The 21,398-nt window shown below is 67.5% G+C and carries 24 protein-coding genes and 2 pseudogenes; 12 read left to right on the top strand and 14 right to left on the bottom strand.

The genetic code is table 11. The annotated features are described in order from the left end of the window. Position 1 precedes the first annotated feature (1 nt). The gene (locus AB0E69_RS40635; RefSeq protein ID WP_360159626.1) at positions 2-643 is read right to left on the bottom strand and encodes a response regulator transcription factor; all 642 of its coding nucleotides are present in this window, start codon (positions 641-643) and stop codon (positions 2-4) included. Next, positions 631-2,598 carry a histidine kinase gene (locus AB0E69_RS40630; RefSeq protein WP_360159624.1) on the bottom strand — a complete coding sequence of 656 codons (1,968 nt, stop codon included), beginning with the start codon at positions 2,596-2,598 and terminating at the stop codon, positions 631-633. The genes AB0E69_RS40635 and AB0E69_RS40630 overlap by 13 nt, the downstream gene beginning before the upstream one ends. Positions 2,599-2,735: 137 nt before the next feature. Between AB0E69_RS40630 and AB0E69_RS40625 the strand changes: the two genes are divergently transcribed. Further along, positions 2,736-3,413, top strand: a complete 678-nt coding sequence (locus tag AB0E69_RS40625) for a hypothetical protein (RefSeq protein ID WP_360159622.1) — start codon at positions 2,736-2,738, stop codon at positions 3,411-3,413. 3 nt (positions 3,414-3,416) lie between these two features. On the opposite strand, the gene AB0E69_RS40620 is transcribed toward AB0E69_RS40625, so the two are convergent. Both AB0E69_RS40620 and glmU read right to left on the bottom strand, forming a co-directional pair. Beyond that, positions 3,417-4,397: a ribose-phosphate diphosphokinase gene (locus tag AB0E69_RS40620; protein ID WP_360159621.1), complete on the bottom strand. Its 981-nt coding sequence runs from the start codon at positions 4,395-4,397 to the stop codon at positions 3,417-3,419. Between the two features lie 29 nt (positions 4,398-4,426). Then, positions 4,427-5,887, bottom strand: a complete 1,461-nt coding sequence (glmU, locus tag AB0E69_RS40615) for a bifunctional UDP-N-acetylglucosamine diphosphorylase/glucosamine-1-phosphate N-acetyltransferase GlmU (protein WP_360159619.1) — start codon at positions 5,885-5,887, stop codon at positions 4,427-4,429. Positions 5,888-6,041: 154 nt separating this feature from the next. Here glmU and AB0E69_RS40610 point away from each other — a divergent pair, with 154 nt between their 5' ends. After that, positions 6,042-6,365, top strand: a complete 324-nt coding sequence (locus AB0E69_RS40610) for a hypothetical protein (RefSeq protein ID WP_360159617.1) — start codon at positions 6,042-6,044, stop codon at positions 6,363-6,365. Positions 6,366-6,381: 16 nt separating this feature from the next. Beyond that, complete coding sequence (locus AB0E69_RS40605; RefSeq protein ID WP_360159615.1) at positions 6,382-6,534, top strand: hypothetical protein; 153 nt, start codon at positions 6,382-6,384, stop codon at positions 6,532-6,534. A 19-nt stretch (positions 6,535-6,553) separates the two neighbouring features. Here AB0E69_RS40605 and AB0E69_RS40600 read toward each other — a convergent pair whose 3' ends face one another. After that, positions 6,554-7,771 (bottom strand): hypothetical protein, encoded by a 1,218-nt coding sequence (locus tag AB0E69_RS40600; RefSeq protein WP_360159613.1) that lies wholly within the window; start codon positions 7,769-7,771, stop codon positions 6,554-6,556. Positions 7,772-7,867: 96 nt separating this feature from the next. Between AB0E69_RS40600 and AB0E69_RS40595 the strand changes: the two genes are divergently transcribed. After that, entirely contained in the window at positions 7,868-8,200 is a 333-nt protein-coding gene (locus tag AB0E69_RS40595) for a VOC family protein (RefSeq protein WP_360159611.1), read from the top strand. Here the strand turns inward: AB0E69_RS40595 and AB0E69_RS40590 are convergent. Both AB0E69_RS40590 and AB0E69_RS40585 read right to left on the bottom strand, forming a co-directional pair. After that, on the bottom strand, positions 8,190-8,972 hold the full coding sequence (locus tag AB0E69_RS40590; RefSeq protein WP_360159609.1) for an alpha/beta hydrolase: 783 nt from the start codon (positions 8,970-8,972) through the stop codon (positions 8,190-8,192). The genes AB0E69_RS40595 and AB0E69_RS40590 overlap by 11 nt on opposite strands. 796 nt (positions 8,973-9,768) lie before the next feature. Further along, complete coding sequence (locus AB0E69_RS40585) at positions 9,769-10,086, bottom strand: MerR family transcriptional regulator (RefSeq protein ID WP_360159607.1); 318 nt, start codon at positions 10,084-10,086, stop codon at positions 9,769-9,771. Positions 10,087-11,019: 933 nt separating this feature from the next. Between AB0E69_RS40585 and AB0E69_RS40580 the strand changes: the two are divergent. After that, positions 11,020-11,685, top strand: a pseudogene (locus tag AB0E69_RS40580) (pyridoxal-phosphate dependent enzyme); the annotation flags it as partial. Positions 11,686-12,009: 324 nt separating this feature from the next. Then, positions 12,010-12,423, top strand: a complete 414-nt coding sequence (locus tag AB0E69_RS40575; protein WP_360159676.1) for a pyridoxal-phosphate dependent enzyme — start codon at positions 12,010-12,012, stop codon at positions 12,421-12,423. Between the two features lie 78 nt (positions 12,424-12,501). Here AB0E69_RS40575 and AB0E69_RS40570 read toward each other — a convergent pair whose 3' ends face one another. Further along, positions 12,502-13,926, bottom strand: coding sequence for an MFS transporter (locus tag AB0E69_RS40570; RefSeq protein ID WP_360159605.1), 1,425 nt, complete (start codon positions 13,924-13,926; stop codon positions 12,502-12,504). A gap of 51 nt (positions 13,927-13,977) precedes the next feature. Between AB0E69_RS40570 and AB0E69_RS40565 the strand changes: the two genes are divergently transcribed. After that, the gene (locus AB0E69_RS40565) at positions 13,978-14,559 is read left to right on the top strand and encodes a TetR/AcrR family transcriptional regulator (RefSeq protein WP_360159603.1); all 582 of its coding nucleotides are present in this window, start codon (positions 13,978-13,980) and stop codon (positions 14,557-14,559) included. 6 nt (positions 14,560-14,565) lie between these two features. On the opposite strand, the gene AB0E69_RS40560 is transcribed toward AB0E69_RS40565, so the two are convergent. The 3 genes from AB0E69_RS40560 to AB0E69_RS40550 are packed head-to-tail and all read right to left on the bottom strand — an operon-like array spanning position 14,566 to position 15,557. After that, positions 14,566-14,877: a DUF1048 domain-containing protein gene (locus AB0E69_RS40560; RefSeq protein WP_360159601.1), complete on the bottom strand. Its 312-nt coding sequence runs from the start codon at positions 14,875-14,877 to the stop codon at positions 14,566-14,568. A 1-nt stretch (position 14,878) separates the two neighbouring features. Further along, the gene (locus AB0E69_RS40555) at positions 14,879-15,235 is read right to left on the bottom strand and encodes a DUF1048 domain-containing protein (RefSeq protein WP_360159599.1); all 357 of its coding nucleotides are present in this window, start codon (positions 15,233-15,235) and stop codon (positions 14,879-14,881) included. Then, on the bottom strand, positions 15,207-15,557 hold the full coding sequence (locus tag AB0E69_RS40550; RefSeq protein ID WP_360159597.1) for a PadR family transcriptional regulator: 351 nt from the start codon (positions 15,555-15,557) through the stop codon (positions 15,207-15,209). The genes AB0E69_RS40555 and AB0E69_RS40550 overlap by 29 nt, the downstream gene beginning before the upstream one ends. A gap of 77 nt (positions 15,558-15,634) precedes the next feature. On the opposite strand from AB0E69_RS40550, the pseudogene AB0E69_RS40545 reads away from it, so the two are divergent. Continuing rightward, positions 15,635-16,219: pseudogene (locus tag AB0E69_RS40545) on the top strand (DNA-3-methyladenine glycosylase); the annotation flags it as partial. 70 nt (positions 16,220-16,289) lie between these two features. On the opposite strand, the gene AB0E69_RS40540 reads toward AB0E69_RS40545, so the two are convergent. The 3 genes from AB0E69_RS40540 to AB0E69_RS40530 form a co-directional block, all read right to left on the bottom strand. Continuing rightward, a complete protein-coding gene (locus AB0E69_RS40540) occupies positions 16,290-16,604 on the bottom strand; it encodes a hypothetical protein (protein WP_360159680.1) in 315 nt (104 codons plus the stop codon). Then, the gene (locus AB0E69_RS40535; protein WP_360159595.1) at positions 16,601-16,879 is read right to left on the bottom strand and encodes a hypothetical protein; all 279 of its coding nucleotides are present in this window, start codon (positions 16,877-16,879) and stop codon (positions 16,601-16,603) included. Before AB0E69_RS40535 ends, AB0E69_RS40540 begins: the two co-directional genes overlap by 4 nt. 145 nt (positions 16,880-17,024) lie before the next feature. Further along, positions 17,025-17,600, bottom strand: coding sequence for a suppressor of fused domain protein (locus AB0E69_RS40530; protein ID WP_360159593.1), 576 nt, complete (start codon positions 17,598-17,600; stop codon positions 17,025-17,027). Positions 17,601-17,858: 258 nt separating this feature from the next. Here AB0E69_RS40530 and AB0E69_RS40525 point away from each other — a divergent pair, with 258 nt between their 5' ends. The 4 genes from AB0E69_RS40525 (at position 17,859) to AB0E69_RS40510 (ending at position 21,243) form a co-directional block, all read left to right on the top strand. After that, positions 17,859-18,326: an NUDIX domain-containing protein gene (locus AB0E69_RS40525; RefSeq protein WP_360159591.1), complete on the top strand. Its 468-nt coding sequence runs from the start codon at positions 17,859-17,861 to the stop codon at positions 18,324-18,326. A 490-nt stretch (positions 18,327-18,816) separates the two neighbouring features. Further along, positions 18,817-19,197, top strand: coding sequence for a VOC family protein (locus AB0E69_RS40520; RefSeq protein WP_360159589.1), 381 nt, complete (start codon positions 18,817-18,819; stop codon positions 19,195-19,197). 471 nt (positions 19,198-19,668) lie between these two features. Continuing rightward, positions 19,669-20,079 (top strand): hypothetical protein, encoded by a 411-nt coding sequence (locus AB0E69_RS40515; protein WP_360159587.1) that lies wholly within the window; start codon positions 19,669-19,671, stop codon positions 20,077-20,079. A 639-nt stretch (positions 20,080-20,718) separates the two neighbouring features. Next, positions 20,719-21,243 carry a hypothetical protein gene (locus tag AB0E69_RS40510; RefSeq protein ID WP_360159585.1) on the top strand — a complete coding sequence of 175 codons (525 nt, stop codon included), beginning with the start codon at positions 20,719-20,721 and terminating at the stop codon, positions 21,241-21,243. Positions 21,244-21,398 lie beyond the last annotated feature (155 nt).

Below are 21,398 nucleotides of genomic sequence, written 5' to 3'. Positions count from 1 at the left end.
CCTAATGCCCGCCCAGGTAGGCGAGCACGGCGAGAACGCGGCGGTGCTGCTCGTCGTTGGTGAGCAGACCGAGCTTGGCGAGGATGCTGCCGACGTGGGTCTCGACGGTGCGGTCCGTGAGGAACAGACGCCGCCCGATGCCGACGTTCGTGAGGCCCTCCGCCATCAGCGCGAGCACCTCCCGCTCGCGTGGGGTCAACGGCGCCAGCCGGTCGTCGGCCTGTCGCCGCCCGATCAGGCGGTTGACCACCTCGGGATCGAGCGCCGATCCGCCGGCCGCGACCCGGTCCAGCGCCTCCAGGAACTCGTCGACCGCGAGCACTCGGTCCTTGAGCAGGTAGCCGAATCGGCCGGTCGCCACCAGCTCGACCGAGTGCCGCGTCTCGACGTGCTGGGAGAGCAGCACGATGCCGAGCTCCGGGTTGATGATCCGGAGCCGACGTGCGGCCCGCGCGCCGTCGTCGGTGTGGTCGGGCGGCATCCGGATGTCGATGACCGCCAGGTCGGGCGAGGTCTCCGCGACGGCCGTCATCAAGCCGGGAGCGTCGGCGGCGAGACCGGCGATCTCGTGCCCGGCGTCGGCCAGCAACCGCGCCAGACCTTCCCGGAACAGCGCCGAATCCTCCCCAATCACGATCCGCACGGCAGCACCGCCTCGACCGTCGTACCCCGGCCGGTGGGGCTGTGCAGTTCCAGAGCGCCACCCATCGCCGCGACGCGGTCGAGCAGACCGCTCAGGCCGGAGCCCGGCCGCGGAGTGGCGCCGCCACAGCCGTCGTCCTCGATCCGTACCCGCAGCTCCCCCGCCGACTGCCTCACCCGGACCACGATCCCGGTCGCGTTCGCGTACTTCGCTGCATTCGTCACCGCCTCGGCCGCCACGAAGTACGCCGTCGTCGCCAGCTCGTCCGGCACCTCGGCCGGGATCTGCAGCCGAACAGGTATCGGCAACGACTGCGTGACAGCGCTCAACGCCGCATGCAGCCCGTCATCCAAGCTCGTCGGCCGCAGCCCATGCGCGATCTGCCGCAACTCGGCCACCGCGGTGGCCAGCTCGGCAACGCCCCGATCCAGCAGACCGTCAACGTCGACCGACCCGTCGTCCAGATGGCGCTGAGCCAACCGCATCGCCATCCCCAACGACACCAGCCGTTGCTGAGCCCCGTCATGCAGGTCCCGCTCCAGCCGTCGCCGCTCGACGTCTCCTGCCTGCACCAGCCGAGCCCGGCTCGCCGCTACCTCCCGCAACGCTCCAGCCAGCTCCGCCCGCAACCGAGTCACCTCGACCAGGCTGGCCGCCCCGGCCGCTACAGCCTTCAGTACGGCGGGACTCGTCGAAGCAGAAGCCAGTACGCCGATCTGCGCGCCGCCCAGCATCACCGGAACGAGCTGTGGCCCACCAACCGGCGTACCGCCCGCATCGACAAAGCCAGACGCGCCAGGGACGAGCAGTCCGACCCGCAACGCCGGATCGCGAAGCGCCGCACGCAGGGCGGCCTCCAGCTCCTCCGGCTGTGCTTGCTCGGTGTGAATGCGCCGCTGCAGATCCTCGATCGCCAGCATGGCCGCACGCCGCGGTGGATAGAGGCGCCGGTCCACCGACCGCTGCAGCCGGGTGCGCAACGGTGAAATCACCAGCGCACACAGGCCCGTCGCAGCCGCGGCCACTACCGCGGAGTCGCGACCGAGCACCAGGCCCATCGAGACAGCGACCGCGGCGTACGTCCCCAGGAGGACCACGGTCACGATGCCGTAGGTCACGGTGTCGGCCAGCACCCGGTCGACGTCGTACAGGTCGTACCGAAGCATCGCGACCGCCACCGAGGCCGGCAGGCTCACCAACGCGATCACACCGAAGACCAGCGCGACCGGGCCGACCTGTCCGGTGATGAGGATCTCGGCTCCGCAGACGAAGGGGTAGAGAACCGCCACGACGCCTGCCAGCGACAGCCACCTGATCTGCGCGCGGACCTTGCCGGTTGCCCGCCGGGCCCGCCGCAGGACGGACGCCGCGGCCGCCAGCACAGCCGCGAGGAACAGTGCGAAGACAACGCCGCTCAGGACTCGCAGCGCGAGCGGCATGGGCGCGTACGGCCGCGCCAGGCTTTGCAAGGGCGACAGAAACGGCTCGGAGTTGAACGCGCCGAACACCTGCTGTCCAACGCCGAGGAGCACCAACGCAGGCGGCAGTGCTCGCCACCGGCGGCTCGGCAACCGGCCGTCCGGGAAGTACAGGAGCATGAGAGCGGCCGCGACGAACAGCCACCAACCGCTCTCCTCGAGCCACGCCACCACCCGGCTGTCGAGCGGCACCCGACCCGGATCAGCGACGGCGACGCTGTAGTAGACGTCGCGGACGGCCAGGTACATCGCGGTCGTGCCGACCCAGGTCAGCAACGGTCCGACGAGGTTGCGGGGCTCGCGCCGGCTGATCACCAGCCCGAGCAGGGTGATGGCCGCGGCGACCGTGCCCAGCCCGGCGAAGTTCCTGGCCGTGTGCGCTCCGGAGCGGTACGCGATCAGCAGCCAGCCGCCGCCCGCCGCCATCGCCAGGGCGAGCAGCGATAGACCGAGCGAGATCCACCGCCCCCACCGCATGTCGTCAGCGTAAGGCCGCGCGCCGCCGTACGGCTCCGGGTCAGCACGGAGATCCGGCTCGGTACCCGCTCCGATGTGCCACCCGACCCACCTGGCGTTCCCTGAACTGGTCAGTTCTCACCAAGGGGGTTCCGATCATGTCCACCGACACCACCCGGTCTGCCGTCGTACCGGCCACCGATCCCGTCACCCGCCGCCGGATCGGTATTGCCGGCCTGATCATGGTGCTCACCGCAGTCGTCGCGATGCCCGCTGGCGTGCTCTGGCCCGAGCCGTCCGGCGGCGGCGAGACCTACACGTACGGCGACATCCAGCCACTCCGCGACCGGTGGTGGGGCCTCTTGGTCGTCCTCAGCGCCAACCTGGTGCTGAACGTCCTGGCCCAGGCGCTGCTGACGGTGTTCCTGGTCCGTCGCCGGGGCGCCGCCTGGGCGACGGTCGGTGGGTTGATCATGTGGATCGGTACGGCGCTCTACTCGGTGGGCGTGGCCGGCTGGGCGGCGGCGTACTACTTCGCCACCGCTCCGGGCGTGGACGTCGCGGCCGGGACAGCGGTGATCAACCAGGCCGACCACGACACCGCGCACCTGCTCGGCGGCGTGATCGCCGGCTCCCTGCTCGTTGCCATCGGCACCGTCGTCCAGGCGGTCGGGCTGTTGCGGTCGCACGCCGTACCGCGGTGGATCCCGGTGCTCTGGATGACGATCGTGCTGACCTTCGTCATCCCTGGGAACGGCTGGGTCGGCCTGCTGACCGCCGTACCGATGACCGCTGCCGCCATCGGGACGGCGTACTACGCGTGGCGCCGGGCCTGACGCTCAGGCGCGGCCCTCGAACAGGCTGGTGACCGAGCCGTCCTCGAAGACCTCGCGGATGGCCCGGCTGATCAGCGGGGCGATCGACAGCTCGGTGAGCTTGTCGAAGCGGCGGTCCTCGGCGATCGGGAGCGTGTTCGTGACGATGACCTCGCTGGCCTGGCAGTTCTTCAGCCGGTCCACCGCGGGACCGGACAGGATGGCGTGGGTCGCGGCGATCACCACCCCGGCGGCGCCTTCGGCGTACAGCGCGTCGGCCGCCTTGGTGATGGTGCCGCCGGTGTCGATCATGTCGTCGACCAGGATGCAGACCCGGCCCTTGACCTCACCGACGACGCGGTTGGCGACGGTCTCGTTCGGCCGCTCGATGTCGCGGGTCTTGTGGATGAAGGCCAGCGGGGCGCCGTTCAGCCGGGCCGACCACTGCTCCGCGACCTTGATCCGGCCGGCGTCCGGGGACACCACGGCCAGCTGCTGGTCGCCGTACTTCTGGGAGACGTAGTCGCTCAGGATCGGCAGCGCCATCAGGTGGTCCACCGGGCCGTCGAAGAAGCCCTGGATCTGCGAGGTGTGCAGGTCCACGCAGATCAGCCGGTTCGCGCCCGCGGTCTTGAACAGGTCGGCCATCAGCCGGGCCGAGATCGGTTCCCGGCCGCGGTGCTTCTTGTCCTGCCGGGCGTACCCGTAGAACGGGAGCACGACCGTGATCCGCTTCGCCGACGCCCGCTTCAGCGCGTCGATCATGATCAGCTGCTCCATGATCCACTCGTTGATCGGCGAGGTGTGGCTCTGGATCACGAACGCGTCGCTGCCTCGGACCGACTCCTCGAACCGGACGTAGATCTCGCCGTTGGCGAAGTCGTACGCCTGGGTCGGGACCAGCCCGGCGCCGAGCTCCTCGGCCACCTGCTCGGCCAGCGCGGGATGGGCCCGTCCGGAGAACACCATCAGGTTCTTCTCGGTGGTTCGTTTCATCCCGCTCATGGCCGCCGCCTCCCGTTGATTCGCGTGGACTACTGCTGCTCGCCGGACGTCCCGGCGTCAGCTTGGGCCTGCGCTGCCTCGGCCGCCGCGGCGGTCTTGGTACCGGCCCGCTTCCTGGCAACCCAGCCCTTGATGTTGCGCTGCCGGCCGCGGGCGACCGCGATCTCCCCCGGGCCGACGTCCTCGGTCAGCGCCGTACCGGCGGCCAGGTAGGCGCCGTCCGCGATCGTCCGGGGTGCGACGATCACCGAGTTGCTGCCGATGAACGAGTGCTTGCCGACGTGGGTCGGGTGCTTCGCGACGCCGTCGTAGTTGGCGAAGATGGTGCCGGCGCCGATGTTCGCGCCCTCGCCGATGGTCGCGTCACCGGCGTACGTCAGGTGCGGCACCTTCGCGCCGTCGCCGATGGTGGAGTTCTTCGTCTCGACGAAGGTGCCGATCTTGCCCTTCACGCCGAGCTTGGTGCCGGGGCGGAGGTACGCGAACGGGCCGACACTGGCGCCGGCGCCGATCTCGGCGTCCGAGCCGTGTGTCCGGACGATGGTCGCGCCGGCACCGATGGTGACGTTGGTGAGCGTGGTGTCCGGGCCGATGGTCGCGCCGGCCTCCACGGTCGTGGTGCCGTGCAGCTGGGTGTTCGGCAGCAGGGTGACGTCGCGGGCCAGCTCGACGGTCTGGTCGACCCAGGTGGTGTTCGGGTCGACGACCGTGACGCCCTCGCGCATGTGCCGGGTGAGGGTACGGCGGTTCAGCTCCGCGCCGAGCTGGGCCAGCTGGATCCGGTCGTTGACGCCCTCGGTCTGCATCGCATCCGGGGTGACGTGGGCGCCGACGCGCTTGCCGTCACCCTTCGCGATCCCGATCACGTCGGTCAGGTACAGCTCGCCCTGCGCGTTGTCCGTGGTCAGCCGGCTCAGGCCGTCGCGCAGCGTGGCGGCGTCGAAGACGTAGATGCCGGCGTTGATCTCGTCGACCAGACGCTGCTCCGGGGAGGCGTCCTTGTGCTCGACGATCGCCTCGAAGCTGCCGTCCGCGCCGGTGATGATCCGGCCGTAGCCGGTCGGGTCCGGGACGTGAGCCGTCAGCACGGTGACCGCGTTGCCCTGCTTGTCGTGGTCCGCGACCAGTTCGTGCAGGGTCTCGGCCTCCAGCAGCGGTACGTCGCCGGAGGTGACGATCACCGAACCGTCGAAGTCCTGCGGTACGGCGCTCAGCCCGGCGCGCACGGCGTCACCCGTACCGAGCTGCTGCTCCTGAACGGCGGTCTTCACGTCCGGGTCCAGCGCCTTGAGGTGGGCCTCGACCAGGTCGCGGCCGCTGCCGACCACGACCACGAGGTGCTCGGGGTCGAGCGCGCGGGAGGCAACCAGCACGTGCCCGACGAGACTGCGCCCGCCGATCTCGTGCAGCATCTTCGGGATCGCCGATTTCATTCGGGTGCCCATACCGGCGGCCATGATCACGACCGCCGCGGGACGATGGGAAGTCACGCGGTCTTCTCCTCGAGTTCCCTGCGAGTTTCTTCAACAAGTATCAGCACAGGCACCCGGTTCAGTGCCCGCGCAAGCCTACTTGCTCACCATCCGATCCCCAGAAACGCCCTGCTCAGCCCGCTACTGGCCGACTTCCCCCTAGCCTGAGCTTGTGAGTTCCGCCTCCCTCCTCGGCGCCGTCATCCTCCTGATCGCGGCCCTGACCGTCGGTACCGCCCTCGTCCGCCAGTCCCGAGCACTGACCAAGGGCGCGCTCCCCCCGCCCGGCCGGCCCGCTCCGCGCGACGTACCGGACCCCGAGTCGCTCGACTCCATCACCCCGGACCAGCAGCAGGCGATCGTCACTGCCCTGCGCGCCGAGCTGGCCACCGCGGCCAAGGCCGCAGACCGGAAGGCCCTCTACGCCAACATCATCTTCTTCACTGCCGGCGTCCTGGCGAGCATCGTCGTGACCCTCCTCGTCCACCCCCTCTGACGGGTGTACTGAGCCGATGGAGCGGACACCGCAGCCTGGAGACGGCGACGAGCAGGCGATTCTGGGTGGATGGTTGCGTTTTCACCGAGACGCCCTGCGCGCGAAGTGCGCGGGCCTGAGCGCGGAGGAGCTGGTCCGCGAGGTGATCGACGGGCAGACCGGGGAGTAGCCGGTCTGCCCGTCGGCTGCTAGCGGGTGTAGGCGGCGAAGGCTGCGTAGTCGGTGGTCACGGAGGATGGGGTGAGGCCGACTGCCCAGGTGCGGTCGGGGGCCGCCGCGGCGGCGGTCAGGGTGCCCTGCTTGGGGGCCGGCGCGGGCGCCTGGACGAACTTGGTGCCGTTGTACTCGAGGACGAGCGGCCTGGCGAGGATGGTCTGGCCGGACTCCTCGAACCGCTCGCCCACCGCGACGGGACGGCCGTTGCGGAGCGTCACGCCGTACAGCTGGGCCCACCCGGCCGGTACTGCGACCTTGGTCCACTTCTTGCCGTCGTAGTGCACAGCGAGCGGGAGCTCGCGCGCGACGTGGTCGACGCCGACCATCCAGATGTTCTTCGGGCCGATCGTCGCGAACCCGGTCGGGATCTGCGAGCCGTCGGTCGGTACGTCGGCCACTAGCGTCCACCGCTTGCCGTCGAAGTGCGCGAGCCCGGCGTTGAGGCCGACCCAGGCGTCGTTGGCCGACAGGACGGTGAGGACGTTGCCGTTGATCGCGCCCTCGAGGCCGTCGCCGAGCAGCTGCCACTTACCACCGGCGTACCGGTAGACGACGGCCCGCTCAGCTCCGCCGACGTTGGCCCAGCCGGTCGTCCAGACTGCGCCGTCCTTGCTCACCACCACGTCGTCGAACGTGCCGGTCGAGACCGCCGGCGGCTTCACGACCTGCCACTTGGTGCCGTTCCAGTGCATGACGAGGGGGCGGGAGGTTCGCTCGTCGACGCGGTCCTCGCCGACCGCCCAGACGTTCTTGGCGTTGCCGATGGCGACGCTGATGAGCTGCGCGTTGGTGCGTACCGGCTGTGCGACGGCCGTCCACTTCTTCCCGTCCCAGCGCATCGCCAACGGTCGCTGGTCCTGGAAGTCCACGACGTGATCGGCCCCGACCGCCCAGGTCACACCGGCTTTGCTGTCCACATCGGACAACGCGGCCGGCGTCCGGTTCACCGCGGTCGTCGTCCATCGCAACGCGGCTTGTGTGCTGCGGACCCGCGCGGCTTGAGTACTGCGGGCCTGCTCGGCTTGAGTACTGCGGGCCCGCTCGGCTTGCGTGCTGCGTGTCTGCTCGGCTTGCGTGCTGCGGGTCTGAGGTGCTGCTTGCGTGCTGGCCGGCACCGCCATGGCGACCGATTGCAGTGCCAGTCCCGCGACTCCGCTCGCCACCGCGAGCCCAATTCCCCACCGCTTCATCGTTTCTCCCTGAGTTGGCGTCCTCTACAGCCCACTCGACGCCACGGCCCGGGAATCCGTTACACATGTCCCACGACCACTCACTCAGGAGCCCGTATGCCTCTCACCCTCGGCGCCATCATCCTGAACGTGAAAGACCTGGGCCCGGCCAGGGAGTTCTGGACCGCGGCCCTCGGCCTGACGCCGGCCGGAAACCCCGACTTCCTCCTCCCACCCAGCACCGCACCCGCGACCCGCCTCCACCTCGACGAGAACGACCAGACCCACCTGGACCTCTGGATCGACCACGAGACCGACACCCTCGAATCCGAAGTGGAACGTCTCATCTCGTTGGGCGCGACCCGCGTCGAGGACTGGACCTATCCACCGGACGCGGACTTCGTCGTCCTCAAGTCCCCCGACGGCACGGTCTTCTGCGTCATCGACTGAGGAATTCATGGAGATGCCGGGCCCACACCTCCGGCTTCTCGAAGTGACACATGTGCGCGGCATCGGGGATCACTTCGAGCTGGCTGTTGGGTACTGCGGCGTGGAGCCGCTCGGCCAGCTGCACCGGGAACCCCATGTCCTTCTCGCCGTGCAGGATCAGGATCGGCTTCCCGAACTCCCGCAGGATCTCCTCACCATCCCGGGTGACCCAGGGATGCATCAGCCCTCGGACCGCGCGCTCCTCGGACCAGTCGCCGACGTCGGAGCCCAGCAAGGCAAGGAACTTCGGCGCAAGGTCCAGGTCCCACACGAAGATCGTCGAGTTGCGCAATCGCCCGTCCGCCGCGTCCTCGGCTCGCTGCCTGCGCTCGTACTCCGCCCAGCCCTCGAGGTACTGCGCGCTCTCCGACCCTTTGTACGCAGTCGTCGACGCCAGCACCAACCGCCGTACCTGCTCCGGATACCTGTCCACGAACTGCATCGCCGCCCGCCCACCGGTCGAAAACCCCACCAGATCAACGATTCCGAGGTCGAGTACGTCGATCAGCTCGTGCGCATCCTGCACGACGTACTCCGGCTCCAACGCCTCGACCGGCAACCCTCGACTGCTCCGTCCACACCCACGAAAGTCGAACAGCACCACGTGATGATCCCGCGCCAACGGCTCGAACCCCGGCACCAGATACCGATACCCAACATCCGGCCCACCGTGCAACACAACCACCGACGGCCCGTCGCCACGACGACCAAGCTCACGCACAAACAGCGTCACATCCCCAACCTGCACAAGCCGACCATCATCCACACAACCAGCCTGTCAGGCGCTCCGGACAGTTTCCCGACACGACAGCTAGGGACGAACGCCCTGGCCGATGTGACGGCCGGACCTCTCCAGCGCCCTAGCGCGAACAGGCCGCACGTGCGCGGCGGAAACTGGGCCGCACGTGCGCCGCGGAACCTGGCCCGCGCGTGCCTCGCGAAACCTCGGCCGCGCGTGCCTCGCGAAAACCCGGGCCGCGTGCGCGGGCAGCGAGCTGGAGGTCCACCGGGCTGACGCATCCTCAGCAGCGGGGGCGATTGGGAGTCCGCGGAAGCCGGGCCGCGCGTGCGCAGGCAGAGTACGCCCTTCGGCTCGGTGCCGACGTGCAGTGCTGGAGGTCCACCGGCGGAGGCGTTCTCGGTGGCGGGGCGATTCGGGGTCCGCGGAACCTGGGCCGCGCGTACGCGGACGGCGTACACCCTCCGGCTCGGTGACAACGCGCTGTGCTGGAGGTCCACCGGGTGGACGCCTTCGGTGGCGGGGGCGATTCGGGGTCGGCGGAACCTGGGCCGCGCGTGCGCCGCGGAACCGGGGCGACACGTGCGCGGCGGCAACTGGGCCGCGTGCGCGGGCAGCGTGCTGGAGGTGCGCCGGGCGGACGCATCCTCAGCGGCAGAGGCGATGCGATGCCGGGGCTGCGGTTCAGGCACAGTCAGCGGTGTGTCGGGGCGCTTCGGGCCTTACCTGCGGGGTCCGCGGAGCCTGGCCGTCGGGCGAGTGCGGCCCTGCGGATCCCGGTCGTCGGTGGCTAGTCCTGCTCGCGCATTTGTTCGTTGATGCGGATGGCTTCGGCGAGTTGGTCTTCCAGGATGATGATCCGGCAGGCGGCCTCGAGGGCCGTGCCCTGGTCGACGAGCTCGCGGGCGCGCGCGGCCAGTCGGAGCTGGTAGCGCGAGTAGCGGCGGTGGCCGCCTTCGGAGCGTTGCGGGGTGATCAGTTTCGCCTCGTCCAGGCTGCGCAGGAAACCGGGCGTAGTGCCCAGCATCTCCGCAGCGCGGCCCATCGTGAAGGCGGGATAGTCGTCATCGTCGAAATGGGCCGGCCCGGTGGTCGGGGGTGGACTCATCGGTGTCTCCGTGTACTGGTCTGGGGTCATCGCGCCTCCGTGGCGAAGGGCCCCGGTGCCGAAGCACCGGGGCCCAGGGGTTGTGGATTGTCACCATCTACCGGCCGTGAAGCCGGGCCTGCCTGTCCGCAGCGAGCCATACGGAAGCTGACGCTGCGGGGATCGCTGAATGCGTAACCGAAGACCACCTTCCCATCTGATGGAGCTACGGCACCCGCCTGGCGAAGTACTGGCACTGGCGGGCGATCCGACGGTGTAATCCCTTTCCTTCTCTCTCGAACAACAACTACGCACTGCAACTACAGGTACAGAACTACGAACTACCTACTGCAACTACAAACTGCGACTACAACCACAAACTACGTACTGCGACTACAGAACTGCTTACTGCTACTTCACCTGCGAACTGCAACTGCTACCTGCATCCGTCAAGCCGGGAACCCCTTTCAACCACTGGCCCCGCGACCCTGACCGGATCCTGGCGGGAAACCCGAGCCCCTTCACAGATCGGCCCGGCCGAGTCCGCCGTCGTACGTACTTCACAATCACACTCTCGGACAGAACGTTAGCTGTCCACCTCAGCTTCGCTGTTCTTCTCTGTCAACACGAGGAACACTACATGCCCCACAACCCAATGTCTAATCCCGCCACCACAGATTTTCAGAGCCCCACCGAAGAGCTTCAAGCAGCGCAAGCAGACCGCCCACCACCCCCACGAGGCAGTCCAACCAGCCAGGCGGCGAGGCGGGGCCGGCTGGCGAGGTGGTCGTACTGCCCAGGCGGTCGTGCTGCCGAGTGGTCGTACTGCCGAGGCCGGCCGGCGCAGCGGTCCGGCGGGGCAAGGCGGCGGGGGCCCGAGCGGCGAGGCGGCGAGGCGGACCGGATGGTGAGGTGGTCGTGCTGCCGAGGCGGCCGGCTGGTGAGGCGGTCTGAGTGGCGCGGCGGTCTGGGCGGCGGGTGTGGCACGGGGCGGGGATACGCTCCGGTGTCGTGGATGGGACGCGGCTTGACCTTGGGCGGATTCGGGCTGCTCGTTCGGTGATCGATCCGGTGTTTCTCGACAGCCCGTCGTACGTGTGCGAGGCCCTGGAGGCCGCGCTCGGCTGCTCGGTGACGATCAAGCTCGAAACCGCAAACCCGGTCCGCAGCTTCAAAGGACGCGGCACCGAGCTGGTCGCGAGCCAACTGGCCGACGCCGGACAGCGAGCCGTGGTGTGCGCGAGCGCCGGCAACCTCGGCCAGGCCCTCGCATGGTCCGGCCGCAAGCGCGGCCTGGACGTCACCGTCGTCGCCTCCCGCTTCGCAACCCCAGCCAAACTCGAGCGAATCCGCGCCCTCGGCGCCAAACTCGAACTCGTCGACGGCGACCACGAACTAGCCCGCGACCGCGCCACCGAAATCGCAACCCACGACAACATCCGCCTACTAGAAGACAGCCTCGACCTAGAAACCTGCGAAGGCGCCGCCACCCTCGCCCTCGAACTCGTAGGAGACGCAGCACCGACCGCGTCCGGCGCATCGGGCAGGTTGGGCTCTGGAGCCGGGTCAGGCGCACCGACAGGGCTGGGGTCGTCAGCCCCGTCAAGGACAATGCGAGGACTGGCGCCAGCAGCCGAGCTCGCCGCACCGAGAGGACACGAGTCAGCAGCCGGGTCAGGCGCATCGAGAGGGCTGGGGTCGTCAGCCGCGTCAGATGCACTTCGAGGGCTGGAGTCAGCAGCCGGGCCCGGCGCACCGGGACGACTTGAGTCAGCAGCCGGGTCAGGCGCACCGGGGGGCCGGGGAGCAGCAGCCGGGCCCGGTAGCCCCTCCTCGGCAGGCAGTCCGGCTCACCGGTTAGCCGCTGTCGATCCCACCCAACCATCGTCGCCGGGCGACGCAGCGCCGCTTGACGTGGTTTTGGTCGCGCTCGGGGGTGGGGCGATGGCGACCGGCGTTGGGTATGTGTTCAAAGCTCTTATGCCCGGGGTCGAGGTCGTCTGTGTGCAGCCGTTGGGGGCGCCGGCGTTGACTCGGTCGTGGCATGCGCGGCGGGTGATCACTACCGACTCGATCGACACCATCGCCGACGGGGTGGCTGGGCGGCGGCCGATTCCCGAAGTACTCGATGACCTCTTGCTTGTCGCCGATGACGCCGTGCTTGTGCAGGAGAGCTCGATCATCACCGGCATGCGCCTGCTGCTCGAGTACGTCGGCCTCGTCGTCGAACCCTCGGCCGCGCTGGGGATCGCCGCGATCCTCGAAGACCGCGAACGCTTCGCCGGACGCCGCGTCGCCACCATCATCTGCGGCAGCAACGTCGACCCCACCGCCTACCGCCGCTGGATCAACCCCTGAGCCCCCACCCGTCCGGCACACCGACGTCCAAGCACTCACAGACCTCGCCGGCGAAGTAATGCGGCAGCAAGAGTCTCGTCAGACTGCAACGGAATCGACAGCGCCTCGGGAGCGGAGGAATCCGTAGCCGACGAGAGCCGCCGACAGGACCGTAAGCGCGAGGCCGGCGATGGTGGTCGCCGATTCGAACTGCGAAGTCTGGTGAGCGGTCCAGTTCGGATCCGCGATGCTGCCGGTGAAGAGTGCCGCGAGGATCGTGCCGGTGATCGCGATCCCGGCGCCAGAGGTGACCTCGGTTGCGGTGTCCGTGAGCGCAGCCCCGATCGTGGTGCGGTTCTCCGGGAGCCCACGCAGTACGTTGACGCCCGCCACCACACCGACCACCCGCATCCCGACCGCGACGAGCACGAGCGCCACCGCGACCTCGGCGTACCCGAACCGGCCGAACAGCGCATATAACGCCAGCCCGAACACCACAGCCGCCGCGCTGATCCACGCGGCCCGCCCGAGCCCGACTCGTCGTACAAGAGGATTGATCAACAATCCACCAACGACGAGGACGACGACCTGCGGCAGCATCCCGATCGACGCGAGCGCCGGCGACCAGCCCCAATCGAGCTGCAACTGCAGCGTCACCAGGTAACCAAGGCTCGCCGTCGCCAACCCCGCCGCCGCCTTGAACGCGAGCCCGCTGGACACCAATGGACGCGCGACAAGCTCGAGATCCAGCAACGGGTACGCCGCCGACCGCTCGCGCAGTACGAAACCGATCGCCGCCACCACCGCCGCGCCCGTCACCGGCCACGCCGCGACGCTTCCGTTGACGAACAGCGTCGGCGCGACGAGCGCGAGTACGACGGTCGCCGTACCGAGGACCGCGCCGGCAACGTCCACCGGATCGCGGTGCAGGTCCGCCGGTACGTCGGCCGCGATGCCGAGCCGGATGCCGATGAGCGCGAGCACCGCGATCGGCACGTTGATCAGCAGCAGAACCTGCCACGGCGCGACCGCGAGCACGAACCCGCCGGCGGTCGGCCCGACGGCGAGCCCGACCAGCCCGACTGTCGAGATCAGCGTGGTCGCCCGAACCCGCAGGCTGTCCTCGTCGAACAGCCGGAACGCGAGCGCGAGCGAGCCCGGAGTCGTCATCGCCGCCGCGATCCCCATCGCGACCCGTACGGCGATCAGCTGCTCGACCGTGCCGACGAACGCGGTCGCGAGGCTCGCGACGCCGAGCAGGACCAGACCGATCAGCATGACTTTGCGTCGCCCGTACCGATCCGCGAGCGCGCCGAACGCGAGCATCAGCCCGCCGAACACGACGGCGTACGCACCGGTGACCCACTGCAGAGCGGTCGTCGACGCGTGCAGGTCGCGGCCGATGGTGGGCAGCGCGACGTTCAGGATCGAGTTGTCGAGCATCTCGAAGAGGAACACGGCGGAGAGGCCGGCGAGCGCGGGCCAGGCGGTACGCAAGGATCGGGTTGTCTGCGTGGTGGACATACCACTAGGTTAAGTGACTTAACTTAGTCACACAAGAGAGTGAGGTCACACATGCCCCGGACGGATGCGCGCGGCGGCCCTCAGACGCGGGCGAAGATCTCCCAGGTCGCGACGCAGCTATTCCTGGACCGCGGCTTCGACGCGGTCACCGTCGCGGAGGTGGCCCGGGAGGCCGGCGTCTCGAGCGTCACGGTCTTCAAACACTTCCCCCGCAAGGAAGACCTGTTCCTCGACCGTACGGACGACGCGGTCGAGCTGCTCCGCACCGCGGTCCGCGATCGGGGTACCGACGTACTCACGTCGTTGGAGACCGCCACCATGCGCCTGGTCGAGGACCGCCACGCCCTCTCCGGCCTGGCGGACGGCTCCGTGCCGTTCTTCCGGACGGTCGCGGCGTCGCCCGCGCTGATCGCACGGGCGCGCGAGATCGCCGCGGAGCTGCAGCAGACCCTCACCGAAGAGCTGCCCGAGTCGCCGCTACTCGCCGCCTTCTTCATCGCCGGCTACACCACGGTCCTCGTCGAAACCGCTCGCCAGCTGATCGCCGGGACGCCCGTCGACACGGTCGCGGCCGACCACCGGACCCGGCTCAACCACCTGTACGCCGCGCTCCGCAACGGCGTACAGGTCTGAGCGAACCTACTTCTCCGAGGCTCTGGACTTCTGGTAGATGTCCGCGTACGTGGGCGAATCCTTGATCAGGTCGTCGCAGAAGGCGGCCACGTCGGTGCCGATGAGCTCGAGCACGCCCTTGCCGGCCGCGACACCTTCCTCGAAGAAGTCGACGATCCCGCCGAGCAGATTCCCTTCCGCCAAGGCGGTCGGCCCGACCTTGAAAAAGTACCGCTGCATTTCCTTGTAGACGATCTGGTAGTCCGGCGGCAGCGCCTTGACCCGCGCCACGTGGGCCCGCCACTGCTTCTTGCCCTCGATGATGTCGTGAATGCCCACGTCAGCCTCCCAGCCGGGCCAGTTTGGTTGCGACATTCCGGTTCAACTGCGCGCGCCATTTGTCGCGATAACTCCGCGCTCCTTCGCCACCTGCGAGCGCTGCACAGAAGGCCGGGATATCGTCGCCGAGCACTTCCTGAATGCTCTGCCCGTCGGCCGCCGTCACCTCGAGCAGCCCAAGAGCGCCGTCCAGAATCGGCATCAGATTGCGGCCGGTGAATCCGGCGTACGGGAAGAGCCCGGCCTTGACCTGCTCCCATGCCGCTCGGTGCTCCGCCGGCAGCGCCGCGGCCCGGACCTCGAACGCCTTGAAATCCCGGGTCATGTCGTTACCGGTGACCGTGTCCCAGAAACTCATCGTGTCCCTCCTTGAGTTTGTCGATCCGCGACGACACGTACTCCCACTTGACCCAGAACGCCTCGAGCTCCGCCCGCCCCGCCGCATTCAACGCATAAAACTTCCGCGGCGGGCCCTGCTCCGACGGCCGCTTGGTCACCTCCACCAGCCCGTTCTTCTCCAACCGCAACAAAATCGTGTAAACAGTCCCCTCCACGACATCCACAAACCCCAACGCATTCAGCGTCCGGGTAATGGCATACCCATACGTCTCCTCCCCCGCGATAATCTCCAGCACGCACCCCTCCAACGTCCCCTTCAACATCTCCGTCACACCGTCCACTACACCTCCCCGACTACTCCGTAACACCGAGTACCACTATACGGTATCACTTAGTAGTCCATGTGCAAGGCTGAGGCATGACCCGAGCCCAGGTTGCGCGCCCCGCAGCAGCTCGGCGTCTAGGGCGCGAGTTCTACCTGCGCCCGGCGGCGGACAGCGCCACGGACTTCCTCGGCAAGGTCCTGGTCCACCAGACGGCCGCCGGGAGAGTCGCCGGAGTCATCTGCGACGTCGAGGCCTATCCGGCTTTCACCGACGAGGTCCACCACGGCAACAAGAAGACGCCACGAACCTCGGTGATGTGGGCGGAAGGCGGGGTCGCGTACGTCTACTTGATCTACGGGATGTGGCACCAGTTCGCCGCAGTCATGAACGCGGCCGATGTACCCGACGTCGTCTTCATCCGCGGCGCACTCCCCATCGAAGGCCTCGAAACGATGACCGCCCAATGGGACAAACCACGCCCCGCAAGCACCCTCACCAACTCCCCCGGAAAGCTCTGCAAGTCCTTCCAGATCACCCGAGACCTGTACGGCGCCGGACTGACCGCCGACACGCTGTTCCTCGAGGACTGGGGCGTGTCAGTCGACCCCGCGAACATTCGAACCGCGAAGCGAGTCGGCATCGACGCTCGGCACGAAGGACACGACAGCCCACTGAGGTACCACGTGCACGCTCTGGACTTGCGCACACCTGGCCAACCCCCAGGCTTCCCGGTGATCATCGGGCCTACTAGCCGGCGATGCGATGGGTCTCCAGATACTCCTGCAACGCCTCGCGCAGGACAGCGCTCGGGTTGGTGTTGTGAGCCTGGGCGAACGCAGTCAGGTTGTCATCCATACTGCCTGGCAGACGGACCTGGCGAACTCGAGTCCGCTCCCCAGGCGCCTTGTCCGGATCGATCGACGGCCGCCCACGCCGACTGTGCTCAATGAGGTCCTTGCCAAAGTCGGCCGCAGCCTTCCCGCGCACCGCGGTCGAGGAGTTCTTCGGCAGCTCCATCTCATGCTCAGCCCACTCAGCGGCTTCGCGATACTTGTCGCTCACCACTGATCCTCCTCCATCCGTTCGAGGTGCTTACGACGAGCCACCATCACAGGAAAGACATGCAGGTCGCGCGGCGGATTGATCTCCACCATCACTTCCAACAGGGCACCTCCACGCCGACGCGGAGGACCGATGAACAAGGTAGGTCGGACCGTCGCAGGCGGCCGTGGCTCGTCGAACTCACGCTCGACGTAGTAGGCGTTCTCGATCGCGTGCAACGCGTCCTCATGGTCGATGCCATGCTTGTCCGCGCTCGGAGCCCACGTGATCGCCATCGCAATATTGTAGTACAAAATCTAGGTTCTGTAGTACAGAATCCACTCTTTTGTAGTACATAAAGCGAGCGTACCTCGTCCAGCGATTCGCCGGATGAGCTGCGAGCGTCGGAAGCGCGGATCGCGGCAGATGAGTGCTTCTCCGTCAGATCACGGAGGCGCGGTCGGCCTGCCAGTACTTCAGTCCGGCCTTGTCGAAGCGGGACTCGAGGGCCTCTAGGCCTGAGGTGAGCTTGAAGTCTCGCTCTGACGCAGAGATGGGGACGAGCCACAAGAAGTCGACGTGGCGATCGCCGACGTGGCATGTCTGCAGCTCGGGGCCGTAGGGGTACGGGAGGCTGATCAGCAGGTGGTCACAAGCTGAGCCTGGGAGCCAGGGCTCGCCGATGGGCAGCGTGTGACCTAGACCGAGCTTGCCTCCGTGGTTGTAGTGGACCGTCATTGCCAGCAGCTCCACAGCGCGGTCCTCGGCGGCGGCCGTGCAGATCAGGAACTCGAGACCAGAATTTTCATCGGTTGCGGCCCACCCTCCCACGGAGACGTACGTCCACACGTCCGCGGCGGTTGCAGGGGCGACGCGAAGAACCCTGAAGTGCGGATTCTGCTCGCGGACAGGTCCGGCCAACCACGTGAACGCGTCGATAGTTCGGCCCGCGAAGTAGCGCCTGACGTGTTCCTCCAGGGCGCCGCACACATCATCGCAAGGCGGAAAGTCAGGCACCGAACGACTCTATGCGGCTGCCCGTTCAGAGCCGCAGCGGTGACCGCCGAGTCTGACGACGCCTCCGACTTAATGGCTCGCTGGCAAAATGGTTGCTGCATGACAGAACCCTGGGTCAGAAGCGCTCTGAGCTGGAGGTTCTGGTTGCTCCAAACCTGAGCCTGCACCCGGCCCAGCTTGCGCCTGATCGTTCACCCCGATCCGTTAGCAAGTCCGGCCCTGAACGGATTGTCGGAGGCTGCTGGCACCCTCCTCGGCATGCCGATTCCAAGAGCGGTCGCCGTTGTCACCGATGGTCGTCGAGCACTGATAATCAAGCGCTATCTGCGGCACAAGGCAGTCAACGACTGCGTCATGTGTGAAGCCAGTGGGTGGGACGGGCCGGAGTGTCCTGGCCATCACTACGCAGTCCTGCCCGGGGGGCACGTCGAGGAAGGCGAGACGGCCGAAACCGCAGCCGTGCGGGAGCTGAATGAGGAGACCACCCTCACGGCAACGATCGGCCGGTTGCTCTGGACCGGCAAGCACAACGGCAGGCCTGCCTCGTACTTCCTGATGGCCGACGTCACCGGCACGCCGGTCTTGTCCGGTTCAGAAGCGGAAGCGCATGGTCCAGAGGACAGCTTCGAGCTGATGTGGGCTGGGGTTGACGAGTTCGAGGACCTTGGTCTCTACCCTGCTGACGTCAGGTTGCCGCTGGCGGAGCTGCTGAGCGCCAGCACGTAGCGCACCCCACCCCGGTGTCTTCCCGTTTGCGCTGCTGACATCCGGTGGCCGTGCATGTGGTTGCGGGGCGTCTTGGCCATGCCGATCCGGGCCATCACTCTCCGGGTCCACGCGCACATCATCCGCAAGAGCGCAGACGGGGTAGTAGCGACATTTGCCGCTGCGGTCACCGTTGAACCTGACGACGGGGACCAGGGCTACGACGTTCCAGACGCCTCGGCGATGGTTGCGGGTTAGCAAATCCGTTAGCCAAATCCGGCTGAGCATGAGAGAACGTCTAGGTCAGAGATGCTCTGACCTGGGGTTCTTGTTGCTCGCCCGCCAGGTTTCGATCCTGGTCTTCGAGATTCAAAGTTACTGATTGGCCGTGCGTGCTCGTCTATGCGGGGCCAGTCTGTCTCGTTCGCGAGGCTTAATGCGACCGGCCTGGTCCATACTCGTGCACATCGATCCGCAGTTTCTGTTAGCAAAGGTGTTAGCAAGAGCGACGTTGGAGGAGCAGATTATGCCGGGTTCGACAGGCGGGGTCCTTGTCCACATCAACCCGATCCTGAACGTCTCCGACCTTCAGTCCAGCATCAAGTTCTACACGGAGGTCCTCGACTTCGAACTCCTTGGCACCTTCGGAGATCCAGCCGACTTCGGCATCATCCGTTGGGACGAGCACGAGATCTATCTGTGCGTGAACGGCCAGGGACAGCCTGGGACGTGGCTGGCGCTGTTCGTCAGCAAACCCGCCGCACTGTACGAGCGACTCGTCACCAACGAAGCCAAGATCCTGACGCCCTATCCGGGCGACGATGGCGAATTCCGCGTCGCTGATCCGGACGGACATGTGCTCCGTGTCTTTTCAGGTTCCCCGGAGGCGTAGCCGGTCCATCCCGACCTTGCGTTCCCTACTTCGAACAGCCGGCCAAATCGGCCCGGTCACCCCGGAGTTAGGCCCCCGCCGGAGGCGGTGCCCAGGATGGTCCGAAGCGCCTTGATTCCACCGCGTGGGGACGAATTACCTCAGCCCGTCACCAGCGGTTCGATTCCGAGCGGCGCCGGCCTGGGGTAGTCGCAGGCGGCGCGCAGCCCGCAACAAGCCAGCGGCAGCTGGCAGGAAGTCTGCGGTAGCCCGAGGGTGGGTGGGAGCTCGCGGAGGGGGCGCGTCGGAGGAGCGTAGCGACGACAGAGCGGCCGCGTAGCGAGCTTGGGTTGCTCCCCCACCAGGTTTCGATCCTGGTCTTCGAGATTCAAAGTTGCTGATCGACTGTCGACCCGGGTCTATCGCGGCCCCTTGGCATACTCGGGCGGAGCAAGTAGACGGTTGGATCGGTCGACGCGTAGGAGCCAGGTCATGTCGAAGCTCGAAGCGGTCGTGGCCGCAACCTCGGTCGAGTCGGGGCGTTTCCACCAGGTGGAGACGACCGTCGACCTTGGCAGCTTGCTCCGCCTGTTCGATCAGCTCATGGGCATCGGGCAGGGGTACTTGGAACTGCGATCGGCTGAACGTGAGTTCCCCCTCGTAACGGTGGGCTTCCGGGGCAGGTTCGCGGTGATGCACTGCGCGTCCGCGCCAGACCAGATGGCCCTCCTACGGGGAGACGGTTCCGTAGAGCCCGGACAGATCGTTGAAGTGCCGATCATGGGTGAGTTCGCGACATTCACGGGTGAGTTCGTCCTGGACACTGCGCGAGCACGAACGGCGCTCGAGGACTTCGTTGCCAACGGCAACCCGGCGCGCCTCGGCGAGTGGTGCGAGCTGTGATCCTCCGACAAGCGGAGCAGCCTGTGGCGGCGGACATGCGGCCCTGTCGGCACACCTGCCCTGTCCCCGTGATGGCTGCCGCCCGTCCCCTGCTTCCGTCGTTGCGTTGGAGCGGAGCGACGACAGAGTGCCTGCGTAGCGAGCGTGGGTTGCTCCCCCGCCAGGTTTCGATCCTGGTCTTCAAGATTCAAAGTTGCTGATCCACCGTCGACCGAGGTCCACAGAGGCGTTCGCCAAGCTGCTCGTTGCGCGCATGGCCCGCTCAAATCGCCGGGCTCGTCCACAGCCGTCCACGGTCCTGTTAGCAAATCCGTTAGCAAGCCGACTGCCAATGCGCCACTCCATGGCGACCTGGTCCTCGGGCTGCTTCGTCGCTCGACGGCCGCGGAACTGGTGCCGGGTCGTCGACAGACGGCGCCCGGCTATGCCCTGCTCTGCGGGGAGGATGTCTGCATGCCTACGACCCGAACTACGCTGCAGTCCATACCGGGCGCCGGTCTGCTTTCGTTGCTGGGGCTGCCTCGGTTGCCTGAGCTACCACCGCTAGATCCGGCGAACCGCCGTGCGTATGAGGAGTTCACCAGGAGCTGCGTCGACCCGCCCGGCTCACCGGAGCGACTGCGGCCGCCAGGGCAGACGATGACCTACCTGCGATGGCTCGCGATACACCGGCAAGTGCTGTTCCATGGAAGCCAGCGCGACAGCATCAGCGAGCTGAGACCGGACCGCGAGTCCGACGACAGCACGGCGTTCGGTAGCCAGCGCGCGGTTTTCGCGACGGACGATCCGGGGTGGGCGATGTGGTTCGCCCTCCTGACGCGTGGGCATGGCTTCCGCTCCACGCGCAACGGCGTCTGGTCGATACGTGGCGACACCCAGAACCGGCAGTACTTCTTTTCGATCGACAGTGACCAGCCTGACTCGGAGCTGCTCACCGATGGTTGGCTGTACGTACTCCGCCGAGACGGATTCACGGCTGAGCCCGCCGTCGCAGGAATGCTGCAGTCGGGCCAATGGGTCAATCCCAACCCGGTCAGGCCACTCGCCCGGATTGCGGTTGCTCCGGCTGACTTCCCGTTTACTAGCGTCATCGGACGCCACAGCGGCAGCGAGTCCATGTTTCGCACCCTCTGGAAGGCGCGTACCGCGTACCGCCGCCACTGAATCCACTGCGACAGCGTGCGCGCCTCGCGTCTTCCCGCCTGCCGTTCGGCCCACGCGTAGCGCGATCAGGAGACGCCAGAGGGGCCAAGATGGAGCGCCCCACCGGACGAACGATCTTGGCCCCACCCGTTGGTCCTGATATGTTAATACTTGGG

Origin of the sequence: Kribbella sp. NPDC026611, from assembly GCF_040638345.1 — a bacterium.
GTDB lineage: Bacteria > Actinomycetota > Actinomycetes > Propionibacteriales > Kribbellaceae > Kribbella.
The sequence above is the reverse complement of the archived record's forward strand: the minus strand, read 5'-3'. Positions and strand labels throughout refer to the sequence as shown.